Here is a 23,719-nt window from a genome sequence, read left to right as displayed (position 1 = left end):
GGCGGCACAGGCCACTTGCCGCGCTACAAGTTTGTATTCAAAAGATTTCCGGCGATGGCCGCGCTTGCGCCTATCCTTTCAGGCGCGCATTTCCGGGATCAAAGGGCGGCTGCGTCAGCACCCGCGCAGGCAGCCGCTTTCCAAGCAGGTCAACGCACAACCCATCGCGCGCAGCCCGGTCGCGAAGATATGCCAAAGCCAGTGTTTTCCCGGTGCGGTGGCCATGTGCAGCAGAGGTTACCATGCCGACCACCCGCTCTTGCTGGAGCACGCCATGAGCATAGAAGGGGTCAACGTCACGGGCTTCGATCTCCAGCAGCACCATCTCCCAGCGGCCATCTGCCTGCATCCGCTGCGCCAATGCGTCTTTGCCGGTGAATTCATGGTCCATCTTGATCATGAAACCAGCGCCGGTCTCGGCCGGGGTGCGTTCGGTGGTGAAATCGGCGCCCCAGGCGCGATAGCCCTTCTCCAGCCGCATCGCATTCATCGCGAAGGCGCCGAAGAAGCCCAGCCCGTGCGGCTTACCCGCCGCCTCCAGCGCCAGGAACAGTTCCGGCATCCGGACGGCATCCGCATGCAGCTCCCAGCCCAATTCACCTACATAGGAGACCCGCAGCGCACGTACCGGAATCCCCGCCACGGTGATCTCGCGCACCGAGAGCCAAGGGAAACCTTCGCTTAGGTCTGCATCTGTCAGCCCAGCCAGCACTTCGCGCGACTTCGGCCCCATCAGCCCCAGCACGCCGAAATCTTCGCTCACCCGGCTGATCGTCACATCAAACCCTTTGGATCGCGTCCGCAGCAGATCCTCGTCCATTTCCTCGGCCGCCGCAGCGCAGGTCAGGTAGAAATGATCTTCGTCCAGAACCGAGACCGTGAACTCGGATTGCGTCCCGCCGGCCGGGGTCAAAGCGTGGGTCAGGCCGATGCGCCCTACCTTGGGCGCCCGGTTGGCACCGATCGAGTCGACAAAGGCGCGCGCATCCGGGCCGGTGACGTCGAATTTCGAGAACACCGACATATCCGCCAGGCCCACCGCCCCGGTCACCGTCCGGCATTCCTGCGCCACCGGTTCGAACCAGTTGGAGCGCCGGAAGCTGGGCACAGCCTTGTCGCCGGGTTTCTTCGAGAACCAGTTCGGCCGCTCCCAGCCATAAGCTGCGCCCATCACCGCGCCGCGCTCGACCATCAGGTCATGGATTGGCGACAGCCGTTTGCCGCGGGCCGCCGGGCGTTCCTCATGCGGGTAATGCACGCCGAACTGCAGGCCGAAGCATTCGATGGCTTTCTCAACCCGGTAGTCCCGGTCGGCCCACGACCCGAACCGGCGGCTGTCCACTGCCAGCGCATCCATTGGCGGCGCGCCGTGGGTCATCCAATGGGCCAGGAACCAGCCCGCGCCGCCGCCCTCCATCACCCCCATCGAGGAGCCGGTCAGCAGCCAGGCGTTCTCCAGCCCATGCGCCGGGCCGATCAGAGGGTTGGCGTCAGGGGTAAAGGTGATCGGGCCGTTGACCACCGATTTCACCCCGCCGGTCTCCAGCGCCGGGATCCGTTCCATGGCCGCCATGATGATATGTTCCACCCGGTCCAGATCCGGCGGCATCAAGTCGGCGCCAAAATCCGGCGGGCAGCCGTCGATTGACCAGGGCTGGGCGTCTTTCTCGTATGGCCCCAGGATCAGCCCGTCACGCTCCTGGCGCACATACCAGCTTTCCTCCGGGTCCCGGATCATCGGCAGCTCGGGCAGGCCCTTGGCGATGCGGTCCGCCACCGCAGGCACCGTGTCGGTCACCAGATACTGGTGCAGCACCGGCACCGAGGGGATGTTGAGCCCCATCATATGCCCCACTTCCCAGCCCCAGGTACCGGCCGCATTGACAAGGTGACGCGCACGGATGGTGGTTTTCTCTGTCTCCACCACCCAAACGCCGTCTTCGCGCCGGATCGAGGACACCGGGTTGTAGCGCAGGATGATGGCGCCATTGGCCCGCGCCGCCTTGGCCATTGCGTTGGTCGCCAGCGAGGGGTCCACGTGGCCGTCGTCCGGCTCATAAATGCCTCCAAGGATGCCTTCAGTGCGGGCCAGCGGGTGCAGGCGCTCAACGTCATCCGGCGTCAGCATCTGCAGGTCATAGCCGGTAAAGCGGCTGAGCCCCGCCACATGGGCAAATTCATCCATCCGGTCCGGGTTCGAGGTGATCCGCATCGCGCCCGAGCGGTGGAAGCCGCAGGTATCGCCGGTCTCTTCCGGCAGGATATCGCGGTAGAGTCTTACGGAAGTTGCCCGCAGCTCCAGAATGGTGGGGTTATGCGCGAAATGGGTGCACAGTCCGGCCGCGTGCCAGGTGGAGCCATGGGTGAGGTCGTTCTTCTCGGTCAGCACCACGTCTGTCCACCCAGCCTTGGCCAGGTGATACATCAGCGACACCCCCATGGCGCCGCCGCCGATGATCAGGACATTTGCGTCTGTTGTGGTCATGCTTTCATCCGTTCGCCAGAGGGGTCAAAGGGCGGGCGCCGCAGCGCCTCCGCGCCATAGCGCTGCCCTGCGATTTCGATTTCAAATGCCCGGGCGCAGGTCTCGGTCAGGGTCTCACCCGGCTGCACCTCCACCAGCGCCAGCGCCAGGGTGAGGCCAGTGCGCGCGCCGCGCCCGCCAGAGGTGGTGAAGCCCACCACCCGGCCCTCTTCCAGCACCGGCTCATCATGCAGCACCAGAGGGTGGCCGGGCAGATTGAACAGGAGCATCCGGCGGCTGAGGCCATCGGCTTTCTGCCGGACCAAAGCGTCCTTGCCCATAAAGTCTGTTCCCCAAGCCACGGTAAAACCTAGCCCCGCCTCCAGCGGCGTGATCTCCGGCCCCAGGTCATGGCCCCAAGCGCGGAACCCTTTTTCGATCCGGCAGGCCTCCAGCGCGAAATGACCCATCGGCTGCACTCCAGCTGTTTTGAGCGCGTCAAACACGGTGGCTGCGGAGGCCTCCGGCACCGACAGCTCCCAGCCGAGCTCTCCAACGAAGCTCACACGTGTGGCCCGCACTTGCTGTCCCGCTACGGTCACGACGCGGGCGGTGGAGAAGGGAAAGGCCCACCAATCATCAGAGCTCAAGCCCTCCAGCACCGCCCGCACGCCGGCGCCCATGACGCCGATCACACATTCTTCTTCGGTCGCATCGCGTACCGTCACCTCGTATCCCAAGGCCCGGCGGCGCAGCCAGGCAAGGTCTTTCCGCCTGGTGGCCGCACCGGAGGTGATACGGAAATGATCCTCTGCCAAGCGGGTGATGGTCACATCCGCCTCAATCCCGCCCTTGGCGTTCAGCATCGGCGTATAGACCGCACGGCCCGGCTCCACGTCCACGTCGCCCGCAGCGAGATACTGCATCAGCGCCACAGCCTCGGGCCCCTGCACATCGAACTTGCCGAATGGGGAGAGGTCCAGCATCACCGCGCCCTCGCCCATCACCACTGCTTCACGGCAGGCAATCGGGTACCAGGGCTGATCACCCACTGAATAGGGCAGGCTGCGCTCGCTGCCATCCTGCGCGTACCATAAACCGCGCTCCCAGCCCGCGGTCAGGCCGAAATGCGCCCCCGCCGCTGCCCAGCGGTCATGCAGAGCGGACTTGCGCAGGCCCCTGCCCGCCTTCGGCTGCTTGAAAGGCCAATGCAAGGCAAATGCATCGCTGACGGCCTCTTCCATCCGGGTCTCGATATGCGCCTGCCCGGCGGCCAAAGGGTCAACGCGGGCAATGTCCACTTCCCACAGATCCATCGGCGGCTCGCCTGCCAGCATCCAATCGGCCAGCACCCGGCCCACGCCGGCCGAAGACATAACGCCCACCGAGTTCATCCCGGCCGCCACATAGAGCCCGTCCATCTCCGGCGTCTGGCCGATCAGCGGTCGGGTGTCGTTGGTGAAGCTCTCAGGCCCGTTCATGAAGTGCTGAATGCCTGCGCTTTCCAGCCCGGGGACCAACGCCAGTGCGGCTTCCATGAAGGGCATGAACTGGTCCCAGTCCTCAGGCATTTCCAGGAACGGGCGGTCGCCCTCGGGGCCGTAGGCATCCCAGACCTTGGCCTGCGGTTCAAACCCGCCAAAGACCAGCTTGCCCGCATCGCCCTTCACATAGATGCCGCGGTCCAGGTCGCGCAGCACCGGATAGGGATTGGGCAGGCCCTGCATCACCTCGGTCACCACATACATATGCTCAACCGCCTGCAAAGGCAGTGCGACTCCGGCGGCATCAGCCAGGCGTTTCGACCAGGCCCCGGCACAAAGCGCCACCTGATCGGCCAGCATTTCCGTGCCATCCGCCATCCGCACCCCCTTACAGCTGCCGTTTTCGACCAGCAGCGCCTCAACCTGCACGCCTTCGCGGATCACCGCCCCCTTGGCGCGGGCGGCCTTAGCATAGGCCATGCAGAGGTCGACCGGATTCACATTGGCGTCTTCCTCGACCCGCAGGGCACCCACGACCCCGTGCAGATCCAGCCCCGGCACATCAATCCCGTCTGCCGCGACGATAGACGGTGTCAGTCCGAAATGCCGACCCAGAGCTGCGATCCGGTGCAGCTCATCCATCCGCGCCTCTTCCCGGGCAATCCAATAGCCGCCGGTCTGGCGGTAACCTGTCGATAGGCCCGTTTCGTCTTCCAGCTTTGGAAACAGTTCGCCTGCATACATCGCCAGTTCGGTCATATTCGGCGTCGCGCGCAGCGGCCCAACGATGCCAGCGGCGTGCCAGCTGGTGCCGCTGGTCAGCTGGTTGCGCTCCAAGAGCGTAACTTCAGCCCGCCCGGCCAGGTGATAGGCCAGCCCCAGCCCGATAGCACCGCCGCCAATGATGATGATCTGCGCCATGCAGAACCCTTTCGATGTTTGACGCAGGATTGACTTGCGCGGAGGCGCAGCACAAGAATTTGCTCCGACAATTAGAAAGACTAATGAAAGTCAGAAATAATGAAGAAAACGCAGGCGGAATCGGACGTTAACCTGCTGCGGGCGCTGGAGGTCTTCATGGCTGTGGCCGATTCCCGCCATGTCACGGCAGCGGCGGCAACGCTGGGGATGACCCAATCCGCGGTGTCCCAGCAGCTGAAAAAGCTGGAATGGGCGCTGGATGCGCCGCTGTTCAACCGCTCCCGCCGCCCGCTGGAGCTGACCCATGCGGGCGAGATTCTGCGCCGCCGCACCTTCCGCATCCTCAGCGAAGTGGAGGATCTGCGCTCCGAGCTGCGCTATCTGCACTCAAGCTCGATGCCGATCCTGCGGGTGGCCTTGCTGGCCTCCATCGCCACCACGCTGACGCCCGGCCTCTTGGATATGGTGCGCGGCGGTCTGGGTATTCCGGAGCTGAGCCTCTCGGCGGGGCTGGCGACCGATCATCAGGCCGCGCTGAATGCCCGCAGCATTGACATTGCCATCACCTCTGATCCGCAGTTCGACCTTACGGATTATGACTGCGCACCAATTCTGGAGGAGCCATTTTTCCTGGTTCTTCCAATGGATTATGACGGCCCTACCAACGACATCCACGAGATCAGCGAACGTTTGTCCATGGTCCGCTTCAGCGCCGACGCGCCGGTCGGGCGGCGCACCGATCAGCACCTGCAGCGCTGCAGGCTGGACCTGCCGCGGTCGATGGAGGCAGACCGCGCCTCGATGGTGGTGGCTGGCGTGATAACCGGCAAATGCTTTGCCATCCTCACCCCCTCGCTGCTGATCGACGCCATTGCCGAAGGGATGGCGCTGCGCATCGAACCCTTGCCCTTTGCCGGGTTCAAACGCTCCATCGTGGCAATCTCGCGCGCCGGGCAGCTGGGGGATATCCCCGCCAAGGTTGCGCAGGAAAGCGGCCGTATCATGCGGCAGAGCTTTGAACGGCTGATGCCCCAGGCGGCGGGCAGCGTTATCTACCCTTCCTAATCCGCATCATTAATGCAGCTAATGTTGCTAGGTTTTGCTGTGCGGGCGGCAGAATCCTTGCCATGTCTGATGCAAGACGTGACCGCAACGGAGGCCCTGTATGGCCCGCACATCCACCCGCCGCGCCGGACGGCAAGAGCGCATGGCCGCCCGCGCCGCGCAAAGCACGCTGGCGGCGCCGTATACGATCCGGCAGACCGGGCTGGTCAGCCTGATCAGCGACGAAGCCGTCGCCATCATCGAGCGCAACGCCGACCGGATCCTGGATGAGATCGGCATGGACTTCCGCGGTGACCCGGAAACGCTGGAACTGTTCAAGAAACACGGCGCCCGGGTGGACGGCGAGCGGGTGCGGTTCGACCCCGGCTGGTGCCGCGAGAAGATCAAGACCGCGCCAAGCGTGTTTAGGCAGCACGCCCGCAACCCGGCCCGTTCGGTGCAGATCGGCGGCGATGCGCAGGTCTATGCCCCGAGCTTCGGCCCGCCTTTCGTCCATGACATGGAAAAGGGGCGCCGCTATGCAACGCTGGAGGACTTCAAGAACATCACCAAGCTGCACCATAGCCTTGGCGCGGTGAACCATTCTGGCGGGGTGGTGGTAGAACCCGTCGACGTACCGGTCGAGCTGCGCCACCTGCATATGGCGCACACGCACCTGACGATGAACGACAAACCCTTCATGGGGGCCGTCACGGCGCCGGAACGCGCCCGCGACACCATCGAGATGTGCCGCATCGCCATGGGGCACGAGTTTGTCGACAACAACTGCGTGCTCTATTCCGTGGTCAACACCAACGCGCCCTTGGTGATGGATGAAACCATGCTCTGGGCGCTGAAGGAATACGCGCAGGCCGGGCAATGCACCGTAGTTTCACCCTTTGTGCTGGGCGGCGCGATGTCGCCGGTCTCGGTTGCCGCCACCCTGGCGCAGGTATTGGCCGAGGTGATGGCCTCCGTTGCCTTGATCCAGCTGATCCGCCCCGGCGCGCCTGCGGCTTTTGGCACTTTCTTCTCTCCGATCAGCCTGAAAACCGGCGCGCCGACATTCGGCACCCCGGAAGGCACCCAGTTTCAGATGTGCGCCAAGACATTGGCGGACCGGCTGGGCCTGCCCTTCCACTCGGTCGGCGGACTGACCGCGGCCAAGGTGCCGGACGCACAGGCTGGCTATGAAAGCCAGGCGCAGCTGATGGGCGCGGCGCTGGCCGGTGTTAACTTCATCATCCACGCCACCGGCTGCCTGGAAGGGCTGCTGACCACCGGCTACGAGAAAATCGTGATGGACGCTGACCGCTGCTCAGCCATGCAGCGCTTTATCAAGGGCGTCGATTTCTCCGAAGCGGCACAGGCGATGGACGCCTTTTTCGAGGTTGAGCCCGGCGGCCATTTCCTGGGCGCCCAGCACACCCAGGACAACTACCAGACCGCCTTCTGGATGGGCGACATGTCCGACAACGGCACTTACGAGCAGTGGAATGCCGAGGGCGCGCTATGGCAGCACGAACGCGCAACCGCCCGGGTGAAACAGCTGCTTAGCGACTACGAACAACCATCAATGGACACCGGAATCCGTGCGGCGCTGGACGATTTTGTCGCCCGCCGCACCAAGGAGATCGAGGGAGGAAAAACATGACCCTGCACACGGATTGGACCCTGGTTGAGACCGCCGAACGGCGCGACAACTACTACGCCGCTTCTCAGCGCAAATTCATCCCGTTCAAGGACCCGATGGTCTTCAAGAAGGGATCTATGCAGTACCTGTGGGACGTGGAGGGCCGTAAATACACCGACCTTCTGGGCATGAACGTCTGCATCTCGGTCGGCCACAGCCACCCCAAGGTGGTCGCGGCGGCAATGGAACAGGCGCAGGAACTGACCCACTGCACCACCATGTTCTACCATCCCGTCCCTGCACACTTTGCCGAGGAACTGGCGGCCACCATGCCGAACCCGAACGGCGATATCGAATGGGTGGTGCATTTCACCAACTCCGGTTCCGAGGCGGTTGACCTCGCGATGACCATGGCGCGCAGCTACACCGGCAACCTGGACCTCTTGGCGCTGCGCTCGGCCTATCACGGGCCCACGGCGGCAGCGCAGTCGATCACCGGCATCTCCGGCTGGCGCCATCCCGGCATGCCCGGCAACGTCGCATTTGTCGCAGAGCCGCACCAGTACCGCGGCATCTTTGGCGAGAACGCCGGTGCCCAGCCCTATCTGGACGAGATTGAACGCACCATCCACACTGCCACTTCCGGCCGGGTCGCGGGCATGTTCATCGAAAGCGTGCAGGGCTATGGCGGAATCGTTGAAATGCCCAAGGGCTATATGACCGGCGCCGCCGATCGGGTGCGCGCGGCGGGCGGCCTGCTGATTGCCGATGAGGTGCAGGCCGGTTTCGGGCGCACCGGCGACCACATGTGGGGCTTTGAGGCTGATGGCGTTATTCCCGACATCGTGGTGATGGCCAAGGGCATCGGCAACGGCTTCCCGCTGGGTGCTGTCGTGGCGCGCAAGGAAATTGCCGCTCCGATGGCCGAGAAGTTCATGTTCCACACTTATGGCGCCAACCCGACCTCCTGCGCCGCAGGCCGCGCCGTGCTGCAGGTTCTGAAGGAGGACAAAGTGCAGGAGAACGCCCGCACCGTCGGCGCCGCCTTGCTGGAGCGTCTGCATGCGCTGAAGGAGAAGTATCCGGCAATCGGCGACGTCCGCGGCCGCGGCCTGATGCTGGCGATTGAGATGGTCAAAGACCGAAGAACCAAGGAACCCGACCCGCAGACCACCGCGGCCGTGTTCGAAGCAACGCGCGAAAGCGGGATCATCCTGTCGAAATCCGGCGCCTACCAGTCTTGCCTGCGCATGGTGCCGCCGATGTGCCTGTCGCTTGAGGACGTGGACCATGTCCATGACGGCCTCGACCGCGCCTTCGGCAGCCTTTGAGGTCCAATTGAAGCTCTGAGGGAACCGTCCGGCCTCTCGGCCGGACGGTTCCTATCTGTAATGGAGTGTGCTTTACGCCGGATTGACCGGCATCGGCAGATAAGGCGGCACCGGCACCTCTTCCTGGTCCAGATCCCGCGCCCATTTGCTGCCGGAGTGCACGGCCGCCGCAATGATGCTCGGCGCCACGCAATCGCCGATCCGCGACACCGACTTGATCCCCGCATCAGCCCACTCCGCTTTGCGTGCCATCAGTTCCTGATAGACCGCGTCCTCCGGCAGTTTCGAGGTCAGCAGAACCATTGTGCCCATCGCCAGCTCCAAGCCCTCGCCGCCGTGAACACAGGCCAGCTTGACCACGCCATCGGCAACGCTCTCCAGCATCTTCAGCCGCTCGATCCGCACCCCCAGCTCCATCAGCCGGGCGATCACCTTGTGCTGCTCCATGGTCAGCGCCAGGTAGGGCGCGGCCTCGTTGGCCGGAGTGACATAGGTAACCTGATGCCCCTCCTTCACCAGCTTTTCCGCCAGCACATTGCCCATATAGGCACCGTCCTCGTCATAAATCACCACCGGGCCCGAGACTCCGGCGCCGTCCAGCAGATCGTCCGGTGTCAGCACATTTGCCTCATCCCCGCGCAGCACCGGCGTTTGGTTCCAGCGCCCAACCCCGTCGCGGCGCCACTTGGCGCCGGTGGCCAGCACCACATGCTCCATTCCGAAGTCCAGGATATCTTCCGCTGTCAGGAGCGATTCCGTGTAGAGGTTTACATTCCCTAGCTGCTGCAGCGCATAAAGCCGATAGTCCGCTACCCGGATCCACTCTGCCAGCCCCGGCAAGCCGGCCTCGCGCTTGACCCGCCCGCCCAGCTCAGCGCGAGCATCGGCCACCGTCACATCATAGCCGCGCTTGGAGAGCACATTGGCGCATTCCAGCCCGGCGGGGCCGCCGCCAACGATCAGGATACTGTCGTCCGAACCCTTCGGCTCCACCTTCTCGGGGTGCCAGCCGCGGCGGTACTCATCCATCACTGTGGGGTTCTGGGTGCAGCGCATCGGTGCATAGGACAGCTCGCCCGAGGCGCAGATGTTGCAGCCGATGCATTCGCGGATGTCATCCACTCGGCCTTCGTTGATCTTGTTCGGAATGAACGGATCAGCAATCGACGGCCGCGCCGCGCCGACCAGATCCAGCACGCCGCGCTTCACCTGGCTCAGCATGGTGTCGGGTGAAGTGAAGCGGCCAACGCTCACCACCGGCTTGTTCACGATCCCCTTCACAAAGGCGATCTGCTCTTCCTGGAACCCTTCCTTGGAGAACCGCGAGGTCTGGCTGTCCTCCGGCCAATCCGACAGGTTCACGTCCCACAAGTCCGGGATGTCTTTCAGCATTTCCACCAGTTCCTGGCCTTGGGTCAGGTCGCCATCGACCTCATTGACGGCAAAGCGGAAGGCCACGGCGCTGGTATCCCCAACAGCCTCTTTCATGCCTTCCAGTACTTCGCGCAGCAAGCGGGCACGGTTTTCCAAAGATCCGCCGTACTCATCCGAGCGCGAGTTGTACTTGGTCTGCAGGAACTGGCTGAAGATCGACAGCCCGTGCGAGGCGTATGCGTAGATAATGTCGAACCCGGCTTTCTTGGCACGCACCGCCGCCGCGATATGCTGTTCGCGGACGGTTTTGATGTCCTGTTTGTCCATCATCTTGGACTGGAACGGCTCCACCGACTCCAGCGTCAGGAAGGAGCCCGGCCCCAAAGGCGGCGTGCGCGAGGCGCGGTTGCCCGCCGCCAGGCCGACATGGCCCAGTTCAACCCCCGCCAAGGCGCCATAGCGGTGCACCGCTTCGGGCATCCGGGCGATGCGCTTGATGTCGTCGTCGGTCCACAGGTGCAGGGAGGGAAACGGCCAGAACTCGGTGGTATTGGCAATCTCGGCGATTTCGGTACAGACAACACCCCAGCCGCCCTCGGCCTTCATTTCCCGCATACGGGTGTTGGCATCAGGCGCGTTGTCGGAGGTGCCCGAGCAATGCGGCACCTGGTAAAAGCGGTTCTTGGCAGTCACAGGGCCGATTTTCACAGGCTCGAACAGAATGTCATAGCGCGGATCACGTGTCATGCTGGGTCTCCCTTGCTGGCTGCCTGCGAACTGACGCAGCCGTTTCAAACCCAGCTTTACCCAAGGCGGCCTGACGCAGTAGGGTCCCTAAAGGGACCCCTTTCCAGACCGCGAAGCCTTTGCCCATGCATGACAATCCTGCACCGCCGCGGATGCCTTTCCCCGATCTGGCGGAGCCTGTGCGGCTTTGCGGCCGGCCGGGCTTTCAGCGGGCGCTGCTAGACGCGCTAGGCCAGTTCTTGCAGGCCGGCACCAGCGGGGTACTGCAGTATTCGCGCTATGCGGTGCCGCATTACTTTATCCATGACAACGTACCGGATCAGGAGATTTCCGCCTACTTGGCTGGGGCGTACCGGTTCGATCCCTTTTTCCGCCACTGGCGCGAAACCGGGCAATCGGGACTGCTCAGCCTGGCTTCTCTGGCCAAAGCCTCGGGCCGGATCAAGGAAAGCCTGGAAAGCTATGTGGCCAGCTTCCAGCCGCGCACCGGCATGGCAGATGAAATCGCGCTGATCTGCCCGAAGATCGGCGGCCATGCGGACAATTACTTCTTTCTCCGGCACGAGAGATTCAGCCACAGCGAACTGGCACTTCTAAGGACGCTGTTTCCAACCCTTCACGCCTTGCACAAGCGTAATCAGGAGCTGGTGCTGGCAGAGCTGGAGGATGGCGCCGGACAGGAGACCGGGTTTCCGGAAGCAGACGCCTTCCTGATAGAAGACAGCAGCGGCAAGACCGCCTTTGCCGATGCGAACTGGCTTGCAATGGCAGGACAGGATCTGGCGGTTTCGGAAGCCGTCAGTGCAGCGCGCCGCACACCTGGCATCCCCATTGCCGCAGGCCAGGCACAAGTCTTGTGCGAGCCGCTGGACGAAGAATTCGCTCTTGCTCCCGGCGGGCGCATCACCTTTTTGATCCCGCGTCTGGCTGCAGAGGCTTCCCTCGATTTCGAAACCGTACTGCAACAGCTGTTCCGTGACAGGCTGACACAGCGGGAGGCCGCCATCTGCGGGCTGATTTTGCGCGGCCAGCCAACGGTTAGTGTCGCGGAAACCTTAGGCATTTCTGCAGGCACCGTTAAGAACCACCGCAAACGGATCTACCGCAAGCTCGACATCACCACTGAACGGGAGTTGTTCCTTATGCTGCTGGGCCACATTGGGTCCCCCGCAAACTAACCATGAAAAAGCCCCGGGCGCGCAGCACCCGGGGCAGGCTGTCCTGACGGACTACCAGGGGAGGTATTACTTTTTCAGGTTGGTCCAGATCTGATCATAAACGGCCTGGGTTTGCTCGTCGCAGACCTCAATGAACACGCCCTCACCCGCATTTGCATGGGGGTTCTTTTCAGGCTGTGCGGCCAGAGCCGGGTCCAGGAAAGAACTCACGCCTGTGACACCGGCGTTGTACTGCGCATAGTTGGTGACCAGGGCGATGTTTTCCGGCTGCAGCAGGAAGTCCATAAATTTCAGAGCGTTGCCGCGGTTTGGCGCATCTTTCAGAAGCACGACGTTGTCCATCCAGGCAATGTAGCCCTGGGTCGGATAGGCGTATTCCACATTGGCGCCTTCTTCGCGGGCTTTGGCCGCAAAACCATCATAGATCTGCCCGACAGCGGCATCGCCCGACACCAGCACTTCCTTGGCGGTATCGCTATTGAAAGATGCCCAATGCTGCTTGGCGCGCTGCAGGAGCGCATTCAGCGCCTTCAGCTGCTCACGGTCAGTGGAGCACTGCGGAATTCCCAGATGCAGAGAAGCCATCGCAATTACTTCACCCTGGCTGTCCAGCATGTTGATCTTGCCCGACAGTTCCGAGGGCGGATTGAACAGGATGTCAGTGGTTTGAATGTCGCCGTCATAGGTGTCGCGGTTCACCGCAAAGGAGGTCGAGCCCCACTGGTAAGGGATCGAGGACGCCCGGCCCGGGTCGAAACTGGGGTTGGCCCATTCCGGGGCAATATTGCCTTTGTTCGCCAGTTCGCCATCCGCGATGGTGTCCAGCAGGCCCTCACCCGCCATGATGCTGACCATATAGTCGCCCGGCACCGCCAGGTCATAGGTTCCCATTCCGCCGGCCTTCAGCGACGCTAGCATCGCCTCATTGGAATCATAGGTATCCATGGTAACCTTGATCCCGGTTTCAGTGGTGAATTTGTCCAAAACCTCCTGCGGCATGTATTCAAACCAGTGGTAGAGAACCAGCTTCTCTTCCGCGGCTGCAGCGCTTGCGCCAACCGTCAGCGCGATAGCCGCTGCGGTGGTTTTCAGCATGGTTTTCATTTCCGTTTCCTCCGTGTTGAGACTTATTTGGTGTTGTCTGATTTGCTGACGAAATAGCTGATGGTGACCATCACGATGGAGAAGCTCAGCAGCATGGTTGAGATCGCCATGATGTTGGGTTTGATCCCTTGTTTCACCGAGCCGAAGATCGCGGTGGGCAGGGTTTCAACACCGGCGCCCTTAACGAAATTGGTGATGATGAAGTCGTCCAGCGAGACGATGAAGGCCAGCAGGAAGCCCGAGATGATCCCCGGCGCCATCAGCGGCATCAGCACTTTGGTAAAGGCCTGGCGCTTGGTTGCATAAAGGTCCATCGCCGCCTGCTCAAAGCTGTCCTCGATGCCCTGCATCCGGGCCGAGATCGGCAGATAGGCAAAGGGGATACAGAAGGCGATATGGGCAACCAGGATGGTCAGGTAGCCGCGGGTGAAGCCGATCGAGTTGAAGAAAATCAGCGTTGCCACCGCGGTCACGATCTCGGGCACCATCAGCGGCAGCGAGATCAGGCCGAAAGACACCGTGCGCAGTTTGAACTTGCCGCCGCGCACCATGGCGGTGGCCGCCAGGGTGGCAATGGTGGTCGAGGCGGTGGCCGCCATGATCGCGATGGTAAAGCTGTTGAACGCCGCCACCTTGAACTTGTCGCTTTCCGGGCCGGTAAAGACATCGGCGTACCAGCGGAAGCTGAGGCCTTCCCAGTTGGTGATCGAGGCCGAAGCGTTGAAGCTGTAGATCGTCACGATCACCAGCGGCGCATAGAGCACCAGAAGGCACAGCAGGGTGATGGCACGGAAGCCCTTGTAGGTCTTGATGTCGTTGTTGACGGTTGCCATGGCTCAGCTCCCTGCGTTTTCGGCTTTGGATTGCTGGCGGGCAAAGATCAGCAGGATGATCAGCACCATGGTCAGCAGGATCATCGACGCTGCCGCCCCAAAGGGCCAGTTGCCCGCGTTGCCCTTGAACTGCTCCTCGATCAGCGAGCCGATCATGAAATTCTTGGCGCCGCCCAGCAGGTCGGGGGCCAGGAAGGAGCCCATCGAGGGCACAAACACCAGGATGCAGCCTGCGATGACGCCCGGTTTGATCGCGGGCAGCACGATGCGGCGCAGGGTAACCCATTTCGGCGCATAGAGATCCGCGGCGGCCTCGCTGAGCGAGAAGTTGTAGCGTTCGACAGCTGCATAGATCGGCAGCACCATGAACGGCAGGTAGGAGTAGAACAGCCCCAGCTGCACCGCAAAGTTGGTGTTGACGATATGGATCGGGCTGTCGATCAGGCCGGTGCCGATCAGAAAGTCATTGAGCGGACCCTGATCGCGCAGCAGGAACTTCATCGACACGGTGCGGATCAGCAGGTTCACCCAATAGGGGATGGTGATCAGGAACACCCAGAACGGGCGCACGCGCTCGGGCCGTGTGGCGATGAAGTAGGCCGTCGGGAAGCCGATCACCAGGCTGAGCAGCGTCGCCGCGCCGGCCTGCCAGATCGAGCGCCAGAAAATGGTGATATAGGTCCATTCGATCTTGGCCGGCTCGTCGCCGAACAGCCCGCGGTCAAAGAAGAACTGATCATAGGCCGCCAGCGAAGGCTCCCAGATCACCCCGCCGCGGAATTCCTTGGTCAGGAAGGAATAGACCAGCATCATGCATACGGGCGCGAGGACAAAGATCCCCAGAACCGCCCAGGAGGGAAGCAGCAGCCAGTTGCGTGCTTCCTTGTATGTGTCTGTTGTTGCGCTGCCGCCGCTTGCTGCACCTGCTGCCATCAGTCCACCAGGAGGCGCCCGGCCCCCAGCTCCATATTGACAAAGATCTCGCTGCCCGGCTCAAAGATGCGCTTGTTGCCGCGCTCGGAATTCGAGGTCCGCACGATGAACTGCGGCCCCTCGGCCAGATCGACAATTGTGCTGATGTCGGTGCCGACAAAGATATTCTCGACCACGCGGCCCTTCAGCGCTTCGCCCTCGACCGGCACATCCGTGGTGAACAGCCGCTCGGGCCGCACCGACATATGCACCTTGGAGCCAACGCCGATGCCTTCCACCGAGTTGCAGGTCAGCGCATGGCCGCCGCCCAGATGGCAAACCGCCCGGCCGTTCATCACCTGATCAACCGACACCTCCAAGAGGTTTGTCTCGCCGATGAAATCCGCCACGAACATGTTGCGCGGCTGTTCATAGATCTCGGTCGGGCTGCCCAGCTGCTGCATCTCGCCTGCCGACATCACCGCGATGCGGTCGGACATGGTGAGCGCCTCTTCCTGGTCATGGGTCACAAAGATGAAAGTGATCCCGGTTTCCCGCTGCAGGTGCTTCAGCTCCAGCTGCATCGCCTTGCGAAGCTTCAGGTCGAGTGCCGACAGCGGCTCGTCCAGCAGCAGGACTTTAGGCTGTGGCGCCAGCGCACGCGCCAGCGCCACACGCTGCTGCTGGCCGCCTGAGAGCTGGGACGGTTTGCGTGCAGCGAATTGCGACAGTTGCACCAGTTCCAGCATTTCGCCGGCGCGGGTGCGGGCCTCGGACTTGGACTTGCCGCGCATCTCCAGGCCAAAGGCGACGTTTTCCAGAATGGTCATATGCGGAAACAGCGCATAGTTCTGGAACACCGTGTTCACCGGCCGCTGATGCGGGGGCAGTTTCTCGATCTCATCCCCGTAAAGGAGGATCTCGCCCTCGGTCACATCCTCAAACCCTGCGATCATCCGCAAGAGCGTTGTCTTGCCGCAGCCCGAGGGCCCCAGCAGAGTAAAGAACTCATTATCCTTGATGGTCAGCGATATGCGCTTGAGGGCCGTGAAGTCCCCATAGCGCTTGACCGCGTTACGCACATCAATCGCGTTTGACATCCTCTCCGACACTTGCGCCTCCCTCAATGCCGCTTGACGTTTGTCCCAGCATAGGAAGCGCAGAGGCCCGCATTAAGAATTGACTCCCTCAGCAAATGTTAGTCTCTGCCTAACCTTTGTTTTTCTATTTTTTTCAACGCCCTATGGTCAATCAAAGTAGAGGGAAAACGTGCTAAGGAGGCGCATTGCGAACCCTTCCTAGCGGCTTTGCGGAATCCTAACCGCTGGCAAGGAAACCGCGTCTTTACCGGCTTGCCGCGCGGCTCTTAGGCAAGGGCGGAGTTTCACAGCGGCCAGGACCAGAGATGATGCACACCACACGCCAGGAACAGGATTCGATCGGACCGGTCGGACTGCCTGCAGACTGCCTGCACGGCATCCAGACCGAGCGCGCCCGGCAGAACTTCCCGATCACCGGCGTGCCGCTGTCGCATTTCCCGGCGCTGGTGCGCGCACTGGCGATGGTCAAATCCGCCGCTGCCCGCGCCAACGCAGAAACCGGCGGGCTGGAGCCTGACAAGGCGGGCGCGATCACTGCGGCCTGCGCAAGCATCATCGCGGACCAGCACCACGCGCATTTCAGCGTCGACATGATCCAAGGCGGGGCCGGCACCTCCACCAACATGAACACCAACGAGGTGATCGCCAATCTCGCGCTCCTTTGGATGGGGCGCGCGCCTGGGGAATACACCCATCTGCACCCCAATGACGATGTGAACCACGGCCAGTCCACCAATGACGTCTACCCGACCGCGATCCGGCTGGCGGTGCTGGCCAGCACCGCACCGCTGTGCGCAGCACTGCGCGGGTTGCAGCAGGCTTTTGAAGACCGGGCCGAGGCTTTTGACGGTATCGCCAAGGTCGGCCGCACCCAGCTGCAAGACGCGGTGCCGATGTCATTGGGGATGGAGTTTGCCTCCTTCGCCGTCACTGTAGGCGAAGACATCGACCGCTTGCGCGACATCAGCCAGCTCTTGACCGAGGTGAACCTCGGCGGCACCGCCATCGGGACCGGGGTGAACGCCGAGCCCGGCTATGCCCCGCTGGCACTGCAATACCTGTCGGAACTATCCGGGTTCGACCTGAAGCAAGCCGGGAACTTGATCGAAGCGTCCTCCGACCTCGGCGCCTTTGTCGCCTATTCCGGTATTCTGAAACGGGTGGCGGTGAAGCTCTCGAAGATCTGCAACGACCTGCGGCTGCTGTCCTCGGGCCCGCGCGCGGGGCTTGGCGAGATCACCCTGCCGGCGGTGCAGGCGGGATCTTCGATCATGCCGGGCAAGGTCAATCCGGTGATCCCCGAGGTCGTCAACCAGGTCTGCTTCCAGGTGATCGGCAATGACCTCACTATCACCATGGCCGCCGAGGCAGGCCAGCTGCAGCTCAACGCGATGGAGCCGGTAGTGGCTTATAACCTTCTGGAATCGATCCGGATTCTGAAGAACGCCGTCGAGGTTCTGACGCAGAAATGCGTGACCGGCATCACCGCCAACGGGGACCGCTGCGCGGCGCTATTGGACAACAGCCTAGTGCTGGCCACCGCCTTGGCGCCGCATCTGGGCTATGACGCCGCCGCCAGGATCGCCAAGGAGGCCCTGGCCAGCGGCCGCAGCATCCGCGCGGTGCTGGAGGAAGCCGGGAGCCTGCCTGCGGAGAAGATTGACGCGGTGCTGTCGCCCGCTGCCATGCTGAACGGGCCGGAGCGTTAAGCTCTGGCCCGCAAGTTCCGCCAAATGGCGAGCAGTGCAATCAGCAGGAACATCACCTCGATCACAATGGCACCCAGGTTTGGCCGGTAGACCAGCGAGATCATCACCAGCGCGCCGCCTGCGATATTGGCGGCGTTGAACGGGATCCTATCCGCTGGCAGAAGATTGCGCGTGGCCAGATAGTAGGCCACGACAATGATCACCGATCCGATTAAGCCAAGAGCGTCGTACCAGGCGATTTCGGCAATCACGCAGGGATATCCGTGGTCACCGCCAGGTAGGACTTGCGCGCCACATCGCTGCGAATGTCCCACAGCACCGGAGTACCCTTGGCAATGATCCAGCTGTCGCCAGGGCCATATACCACGGTCTCTCCGGTCGCCTCATTGGTCAGCGCCACCTCGCCGTCCAGCAGGGTTGCGTGCTCGTGGAAGCCGTAAGTCACGCGGTATTTGCCCTTGGTCACTGAATACAAACCGCCGAACACCGGATCATCCGGGCTGCCCAGATCGAAACTGCCGGCACATTCCGGCGCGCCTTCGACGGTTTCCGATCCGATATCCTCGGGCGTTCCCCAGGAATCCAGGTCTCCGCGCTCCATGGTTTGCAGATAGGCTGTCATTGTCATGTTCTTTTCCTCAATCTGTCAGATCGTCCAGAATCCGGTCCATCATCGCATCGCACGCTGCGAGCTGACTCAGCTCCAGATATTCGTCGGGCTTGTGCCCCTGCCCGTCCATCGAGCCGGGGCCGCAAACCACGGTGGGAACGCCCAGCTGGTCAAAGAACCCGGCTTCGGTGCCAAAGGCGACCTTGGTGGTGCTGTTGCTTTGGGCAAGCTTCTGGGCAAAGGGGACAACCGCGCTGTCCGCAGGCACGTCGAGGCCGGGATAGGCGTTGTACTGCTCCACCTCGACACGGGCCTGCTCCGGGTAGCGATCGCTAACGCGCTTGGCGGCTGCCTCAATGCGGGCCAGGATGTCCGCGCCCCGGTCGGCCGCCAAATGGCGGTACTCGAATGTCAGCTCGGCACGGTCCGGCACGATGTTTAATGCAGTGCCTCCGCTCATCTTGCCGGCATGCACGGTGGAATACGGCACCGCATAGGCCGCATCCCGCGCGCCATTTGCGGCGAAATCCTCCTGCAGCGCGCGCAGTTCGGCCAGGAAATCCCCGGCAAGGTGCAAAGCGTTGGTGAAGTTGGGCGCCAGCGCGGAATGGCCGCTTTGACCGTGGCACACCGCGCGCAAGGCGGCTTTGCCTTTGTGGCCGATGGCGACCTCCATTTCTGTCGGTTCCCCCACGAAACAGGCCCGCGGCTGGCCGATCAGCGGCGCCAGACGCTCCAGCATTTCCTGGATACCAACGCAGCCGATTTCCTCGTCATATGACAGCGCGATCTTCAGCGGCTCTTTCAGATCCGCCTTCGCCGCCCGGTCCGCCAATGCCAAGGCACTCGCGACATATCCCTTCATATCGGTCGTGCCGCGGCCATAGACGCGGTCTCCGTCCCGGGTCAGCCGGAAGGGATCGCGGGTCCAGCCCTGCCCGTCCACCGGCACCACATCGGTGTGGGCAGACAGCAGAACCCCCTGCCCCGCCGGGCCTTTCTCGGCGTAAAGCCCGGTCTTGGAACCATCCGGCGACGGCAGCCGCATCACGGCAAAGCCGCGCTCGGCCAGGAACCCCTCCACATAGGCTGCAAGCTCCAGATTGGAGTTGCGGCTGACCGTGTTGAACCCGGTCAGCCGCTCCAGTATGTCCAGCGTTGCTGTCATCGTCAGTCCACGGCCAGCTCGGTGATCTCGCGGCGGAAGGGCAACGCATCGCCGATGTCCGCGCCGTCCAGCTCGCGGGCGTAACGGTGGCCCGCATAGGTCGCCCAGGCAATCGGCCCCGGCGCGCTGGCATCGCCGATGATCTTGACGGACTTGATGCCGGCATCCGCCCAATCGGCTTCCCGGGCACGCAGGTCCTCGTAGATACTGTCGTTGCCTGTGCGGGATGCAACCATCACTACAGCGTCCGCCTCGATGATCCAGGTACGGTCGGTGTAGGTGCAGTTGCTGACCACATGGCCCGGGTGAATTTCGGTCACACCACGGTTCAGCACAATCTCCACTCCGGCCTCGACCAGACGCGGGTGAATGGCCACTTGCTCCAGCGTGTTGTTGGTCCAATCGCTGACAAAGGCCGACGGCGTGACCAGCGTCACCTGCGCACCCTTGGAGGCCAGCAGCTCGGCCAAAACCCCGCCCATGTAATAGTGGTCGTCATCATAGACCACCACGCGGCCTTCGGGGATCGTACCGTCCATCAGGTCATCGGGTGTATAGACCTTGGCGCCCTCGGCAATCGGCATCGGCACCACATGCTGGCGCGAGACCCCGTCGCGGCGCCAGGTGGAGCCGGTGGCGATGCAGACGTTTTCAAAGCCGAATTCCAGAATGCTGTCCGCATCCAGCGGGCTTTCGCGGTAGATTTCCACATTCGGACGCTGGCTCAGCTGATAATCGCGGTAGTCGACCACACGCCCCCAGGCATTGAGGCCCGGCAGAGTGCGCTCGCGGGTCACCCGGCCTCCGATCACATCCTTGGCCTCGGCCACCGCCACGTCGTAGCCGCGGCGGCACAGTGCCCAGGCGGCTTCCAGGCCCGCGGGGCCGGAGCCGACCACCAGCACGTTGGAGCTGTCGCCCTTGGTGTTCATCTTCTCCGGATGCCAACCCTTGCGCCATTCCTCCATGAAGGTCGGGTTCTGCGTGCAGCGGCTGATCGACATGGTCATGTCGCCGGTGATGCAGATGTTGCAGCCGATGCATTCGCGGATATCCTCAATCCGGCCTTCCTCGATCTTCTTAGGCAGGAAGGGATCGGCAATCGACGGCCGCGCGCAGCCGATGAAGTCCAGCGTGCCGGATTTCACCATCTTGGCCATCACATCCGGGCTGGTGAAGCGGCCGACACCGACAATCGGCTTGTCCGACAGCTCATGAATGCCGCGCACCAGCTGCTCCTGCGCCGCCTCTTCCTTGAACCGCGACGGGCCTGAGCAGTCTTCCCAGGTGCCCTGCGCCAAGTCCCAAAGGTCCGGCAGGTCCTTGTTCATCTCGATGTAGTCGCGCACCTCAGCATTGGAGAAGCCCAGTTCGCCAATGGTCTCATCCAGCGACACCCGCAGGGTTATCGCCATGGTGTCGCCCACCGCATCGCGCATGTCTGCGATCACTTCCTGGCTGAACCGCGAACGGTTCTCCAGGCTGCCGCCGTATTCATCCGAGCGCTGGTTGGTGGCGCGGCTCAGGAAATGCTGGAAGATGCCAAAGCCATGCGCACCGTAAAGGCAGATTAGGTCGAAGCCGGCCTCTTTGGATCGTTTCGCCGCATTCACGAACCAGCGGCGCAGGTCCTTGATGTCCTGCTTGTCCAGCGCCCGCGCCTGCACCGGGTCATTGGTGAAGGTGCGGATCGGCAGTGCGGACGGCGCCAGCGGCACTTCCTTGGTGTAAAGGTTCGGACCGTTGATGCCGGAATAGGCCAGCTGAATACCAGCCAGCGCGCCATGGGTCTTCATCCGCTCTGACATCTTGCGCAGCTGCGGGATGTCCTTGTCCTCCCACAGGCGCAGTTCGATGAACGGGGTGATTTCCGAGGTATGATGCATCTCGCACTGTTCGGTGAAGATGACACCCCAGCCGCCTTCGGCCTTGATGCCGCGCATCGCGGCGGCAGCCGACGGATCACGGTAGCCGCCGCCGTTGCAATGGGGCACCTGATAAAAGCGATTCTTGGCTGTGAGCGGGCCGATGTTCATCGGCTCAAACAGAATATCATAGCGGGGATCGCGCAATTTCCATCTCCTTCGTGCAAGAGTGCCAAAAGGGTACAGGACTGGGCGCGTTGCTAAAGTTCAGCTTGCGAAAGCGTTGATTAGCCTGCAGCTAAGCCGCGGCTCATGCCCCTTCCGGCGCCGTCTTCAACCCTGGCAGCGCGGCTTCTTCCACCAGCTCCGAGCAATGCTCGACAAAGGAGCGGATGGTGATCGAGTTCTCGGAATCCGGCGCCATCAAAAGCCCCATCCGCATCGGCCTGAGGTCGCCCTGGATCGGGATGAACTTCAGCGGCTTGCCGTCCGGCGACTGGTCATTAATGGGGCGGATGTTGGCAATGGAGTAGCCATAGCCATTGGCCACAAGGCTGCGCATCACCGCCATGTCGCGGGTGCGCTCGGCCACATTTGGTTTTATCCCCGCCTCGTGAAAGAACGACAGGAAATACTCGGCGCTGAACGGCAGGTCCAAAAGCACCATCGGATGCTCGCGCAATTCTTTGACCGTCACATCCTCCCGGTCCGCCAGCGGATGATCCTCGCCAACCAGCGCATAAGGCGGAAGCTCCGCCAGGGTGATGAACCGCAGGTCCGCAGGAATATCCAGATTATAGGTCAGCGCGATATCGATCTCGGCCCGCCGGATGCCGCTGAAGATCGCCGCCTGGTCCAGCTCGATCTGGCGCACGTTTACATCCGGATACCGGTCCTCGAACCCGCGGCGCACCGAGGGCAGCACCACCTGGGCAAAGGTCAGCAGGCAGCCCACTGCCAAGGGTCCGCGCACCTGGCCAGAGATGTCGCCGGCAATATCCATCATCCGGTCGGCTTCACGCAAAACTGTGCGGGCCTGCTCCAGCATCACCCGCCCGGCCTGGGTCAGCGCCAGCCCTTGCGCATGCTGGCGCACAAACAGCGGCAGCCCGAACTCCTGTTCGAGCTGCGCAATCGCCGCCGAGATCGACGGCGACGACACATTCACCTTTTCCGAGGCCAGCGCGATTGAGCCCGCCTCCCCGACTGCCACAAAATACTCAAGCTGGCGCAGCGTGTATCTGACAGGCAAAGGCAGGCTCTCCCGGGGCTTGGCGGATCAAGCCTTGTACTTGATCCAGGTTGTTTTCAGAGCAGTGTACTTCTCAAGCGAGTGCAAAGACAAATCCCGTCCGAAACCTGACTGCTTCATGCCGCCAAAAGGCGTCTGCGCCGACAATGCGTCCACGGTGTTGACCGAAACTGTGCCCACTTGCAGCTTGTCCGACACCCGGCAGGCGCGGCTGAGGTTGTCGGTCCAGACCGACGCAGCGAGACCATAGATCGAGTCATTGGCCATGGCGACCGCCTCATCCTCGCTGTCGAAGGGGATCACCGACAGGACGGGGCCGAAAATCTCATCCCGCGCCAGCGGGTTGTCGTGGCTCACATCATCAAAGATCGTCGGCTGCACAAAGCAGCCCTTGCCGTCTACGGTTACCCGCTCACCGCCTGCGACCAGATTGGCCGTGCCCTTGCCCGCCTCGACAAAGCGCATGATGCCCTCGGTCTGCTTCTCATCGACAATGGCCCCCATTTTCGAGGCCGGATCCAGCGGGTCGCCCGGCTGGGTTGCCTCGGCGCGGGCAATCAGCTTCTCGACAAAGGCATCCTTGACCGAACGCTCCACATAAAGCCGTGAGTTGGCCGAGCAGACCTCGCCCTGATTGAAAAAGATGCCAAAGGCGGCCATGTCGGCGGCGGCATCCAAGTCCTCGCAGTCAGCAAACACCAGATTGGGGCTCTTGCCGCCGGTTTCGGGCCAGACCTGTTTCAGGTTCGATTGTCCCGAATACTGCATGAACATTTTGCCAATGCCGGTGGAGCCGGTGAAGGCGAGGCAGTCCACATCCATATGCAGCCCCAGCGCCTTGCCCGCGGTGACGCCATAGCCCGGCACCACGTTGAATACCCCATCGGGCACCCCGGCCTCTGCCGCCAATTCTGCCAGCCGCAGCGCCGACAAAGGCGACTGCTCCGCCGGCTTCAGCACCACCGAATTGCCCGCTGCCAGCGCTGCCGC

Annotated in this window: 18 protein-coding genes; 5 read left to right on the top strand and 13 right to left on the bottom strand. The window is 62.6% G+C overall.

Annotation, left to right across the window (positions count from 1 at the left end):
• Nucleotides 1-70: 70 nt before the first annotated feature.
• Nucleotides 71-2,485, bottom strand: a complete 2,415-nt coding sequence (locus RA20_RS15410) for a GcvT family protein (protein ID WP_039130601.1) — start codon at nucleotides 2,483-2,485, stop codon at nucleotides 71-73.
• Complete coding sequence (locus tag RA20_RS15405) at nucleotides 2,482-4,869, bottom strand: GcvT family protein (protein ID WP_039130599.1); 2,388 nt, start codon at nucleotides 4,867-4,869, stop codon at nucleotides 2,482-2,484. The genes RA20_RS15410 and RA20_RS15405 overlap by 4 nt, the downstream gene beginning before the upstream one ends.
• Before the next feature lie 99 nt (nucleotides 4,870-4,968).
• On the opposite strand from RA20_RS15405, the gene RA20_RS15400 reads away from it, so the two are divergent.
• The 3 genes from RA20_RS15400 (at nucleotide 4,969) to RA20_RS15390 (ending at nucleotide 8,877) form a co-directional block, all read left to right on the top strand.
• Nucleotides 4,969-5,934 (top strand): LysR family transcriptional regulator, encoded by a 966-nt coding sequence (locus tag RA20_RS15400; protein WP_052249016.1) that lies wholly within the window; start codon nucleotides 4,969-4,971, stop codon nucleotides 5,932-5,934.
• 100 nt (nucleotides 5,935-6,034) lie between these two features.
• Nucleotides 6,035-7,567, top strand: a complete 1,533-nt coding sequence (locus tag RA20_RS15395) for a trimethylamine methyltransferase family protein (protein WP_039130596.1) — start codon at nucleotides 6,035-6,037, stop codon at nucleotides 7,565-7,567.
• Nucleotides 7,564-8,877: an aspartate aminotransferase family protein gene (locus RA20_RS15390; protein ID WP_039130594.1), complete on the top strand. Its 1,314-nt coding sequence runs from the start codon at nucleotides 7,564-7,566 to the stop codon at nucleotides 8,875-8,877. Before RA20_RS15395 ends, RA20_RS15390 begins: the two co-directional genes overlap by 4 nt.
• 72 nt (nucleotides 8,878-8,949) lie before the next feature.
• Here RA20_RS15390 and RA20_RS15385 read toward each other — a convergent pair whose 3' ends face one another.
• On the bottom strand, nucleotides 8,950-10,998 hold the full coding sequence (locus RA20_RS15385; RefSeq protein WP_039130591.1) for an oxidoreductase: 2,049 nt from the start codon (nucleotides 10,996-10,998) through the stop codon (nucleotides 8,950-8,952).
• 125 nt (nucleotides 10,999-11,123) lie between these two features.
• Between RA20_RS15385 and RA20_RS15380 the strand changes: the two genes are divergently transcribed.
• Entirely contained in the window at nucleotides 11,124-12,176 is a 1,053-nt protein-coding gene (locus RA20_RS15380; protein ID WP_039130587.1) for a helix-turn-helix transcriptional regulator, read from the top strand.
• A 66-nt stretch (nucleotides 12,177-12,242) separates the two neighbouring features.
• Here the strand turns inward: RA20_RS15380 and RA20_RS15375 are convergent, their stop codons facing one another.
• The 4 genes from RA20_RS15375 to RA20_RS15360 are packed head-to-tail and all read right to left on the bottom strand — an operon-like array spanning nucleotide 12,243 to nucleotide 16,125.
• Nucleotides 12,243-13,280, bottom strand: a complete 1,038-nt coding sequence (locus RA20_RS15375; RefSeq protein WP_039130585.1) for an extracellular solute-binding protein — start codon at nucleotides 13,278-13,280, stop codon at nucleotides 12,243-12,245.
• A 23-nt stretch (nucleotides 13,281-13,303) separates the two neighbouring features.
• Nucleotides 13,304-14,113 (bottom strand): ABC transporter permease, encoded by an 810-nt coding sequence (locus RA20_RS15370; protein WP_039130583.1) that lies wholly within the window; start codon nucleotides 14,111-14,113, stop codon nucleotides 13,304-13,306.
• Nucleotides 14,114-14,116: 3 nt separating this feature from the next.
• On the bottom strand, nucleotides 14,117-15,046 hold the full coding sequence (locus tag RA20_RS15365; RefSeq protein WP_039130579.1) for an ABC transporter permease: 930 nt from the start codon (nucleotides 15,044-15,046) through the stop codon (nucleotides 14,117-14,119).
• On the bottom strand, nucleotides 15,046-16,125 hold the full coding sequence (locus RA20_RS15360; RefSeq protein WP_039130577.1) for an ABC transporter ATP-binding protein: 1,080 nt from the start codon (nucleotides 16,123-16,125) through the stop codon (nucleotides 15,046-15,048). The genes RA20_RS15365 and RA20_RS15360 overlap by 1 nt, the downstream gene beginning before the upstream one ends.
• Nucleotides 16,126-16,430: 305 nt before the next feature.
• Here RA20_RS15360 and RA20_RS15355 point away from each other — a divergent pair, with 305 nt between their 5' ends.
• On the top strand, nucleotides 16,431-17,834 hold the full coding sequence (locus RA20_RS15355) for an aspartate ammonia-lyase (RefSeq protein ID WP_039130574.1): 1,404 nt from the start codon (nucleotides 16,431-16,433) through the stop codon (nucleotides 17,832-17,834).
• On the opposite strand, the gene RA20_RS15350 is transcribed toward RA20_RS15355, so the two are convergent.
• The 6 genes from RA20_RS15350 to RA20_RS15325 form a co-directional block, all read right to left on the bottom strand.
• Nucleotides 17,831-18,085: a CBU_0592 family membrane protein gene (locus RA20_RS15350; RefSeq protein ID WP_052249015.1), complete on the bottom strand. Its 255-nt coding sequence runs from the start codon at nucleotides 18,083-18,085 to the stop codon at nucleotides 17,831-17,833. The two genes, RA20_RS15355 and RA20_RS15350, sit on opposite strands and share 4 nt — an antisense overlap.
• Nucleotides 18,082-18,462: a cupin domain-containing protein gene (locus RA20_RS15345; RefSeq protein ID WP_039130571.1), complete on the bottom strand. Its 381-nt coding sequence runs from the start codon at nucleotides 18,460-18,462 to the stop codon at nucleotides 18,082-18,084. The genes RA20_RS15350 and RA20_RS15345 overlap by 4 nt, the downstream gene beginning before the upstream one ends.
• A gap of 10 nt (nucleotides 18,463-18,472) precedes the next feature.
• Nucleotides 18,473-19,612, bottom strand: a complete 1,140-nt coding sequence (argE, locus tag RA20_RS15340; protein WP_039130569.1) for an acetylornithine deacetylase — start codon at nucleotides 19,610-19,612, stop codon at nucleotides 18,473-18,475.
• Between the two features lie 2 nt (nucleotides 19,613-19,614).
• A complete protein-coding gene (locus RA20_RS15335; protein WP_039130566.1) occupies nucleotides 19,615-21,684 on the bottom strand; it encodes an oxidoreductase in 2,070 nt (689 codons plus the stop codon).
• Nucleotides 21,685-21,787: 103 nt separating this feature from the next.
• The gene (locus tag RA20_RS15330; RefSeq protein WP_039130564.1) at nucleotides 21,788-22,729 is read right to left on the bottom strand and encodes a LysR substrate-binding domain-containing protein; all 942 of its coding nucleotides are present in this window, start codon (nucleotides 22,727-22,729) and stop codon (nucleotides 21,788-21,790) included.
• Nucleotides 22,730-22,756: 27 nt separating this feature from the next.
• A partial coding sequence (locus RA20_RS15325; protein ID WP_039130562.1) for an aldehyde dehydrogenase family protein occupies nucleotides 22,757-23,719 on the bottom strand: 963 nt, incomplete at its 5' end.

This window comes from Leisingera sp. ANG-Vp, from assembly GCF_000813725.1.
GTDB lineage: Bacteria > Pseudomonadota > Alphaproteobacteria > Rhodobacterales > Rhodobacteraceae > Leisingera.
This window is presented reverse-complemented; position numbering and strand designations above follow the sequence as displayed.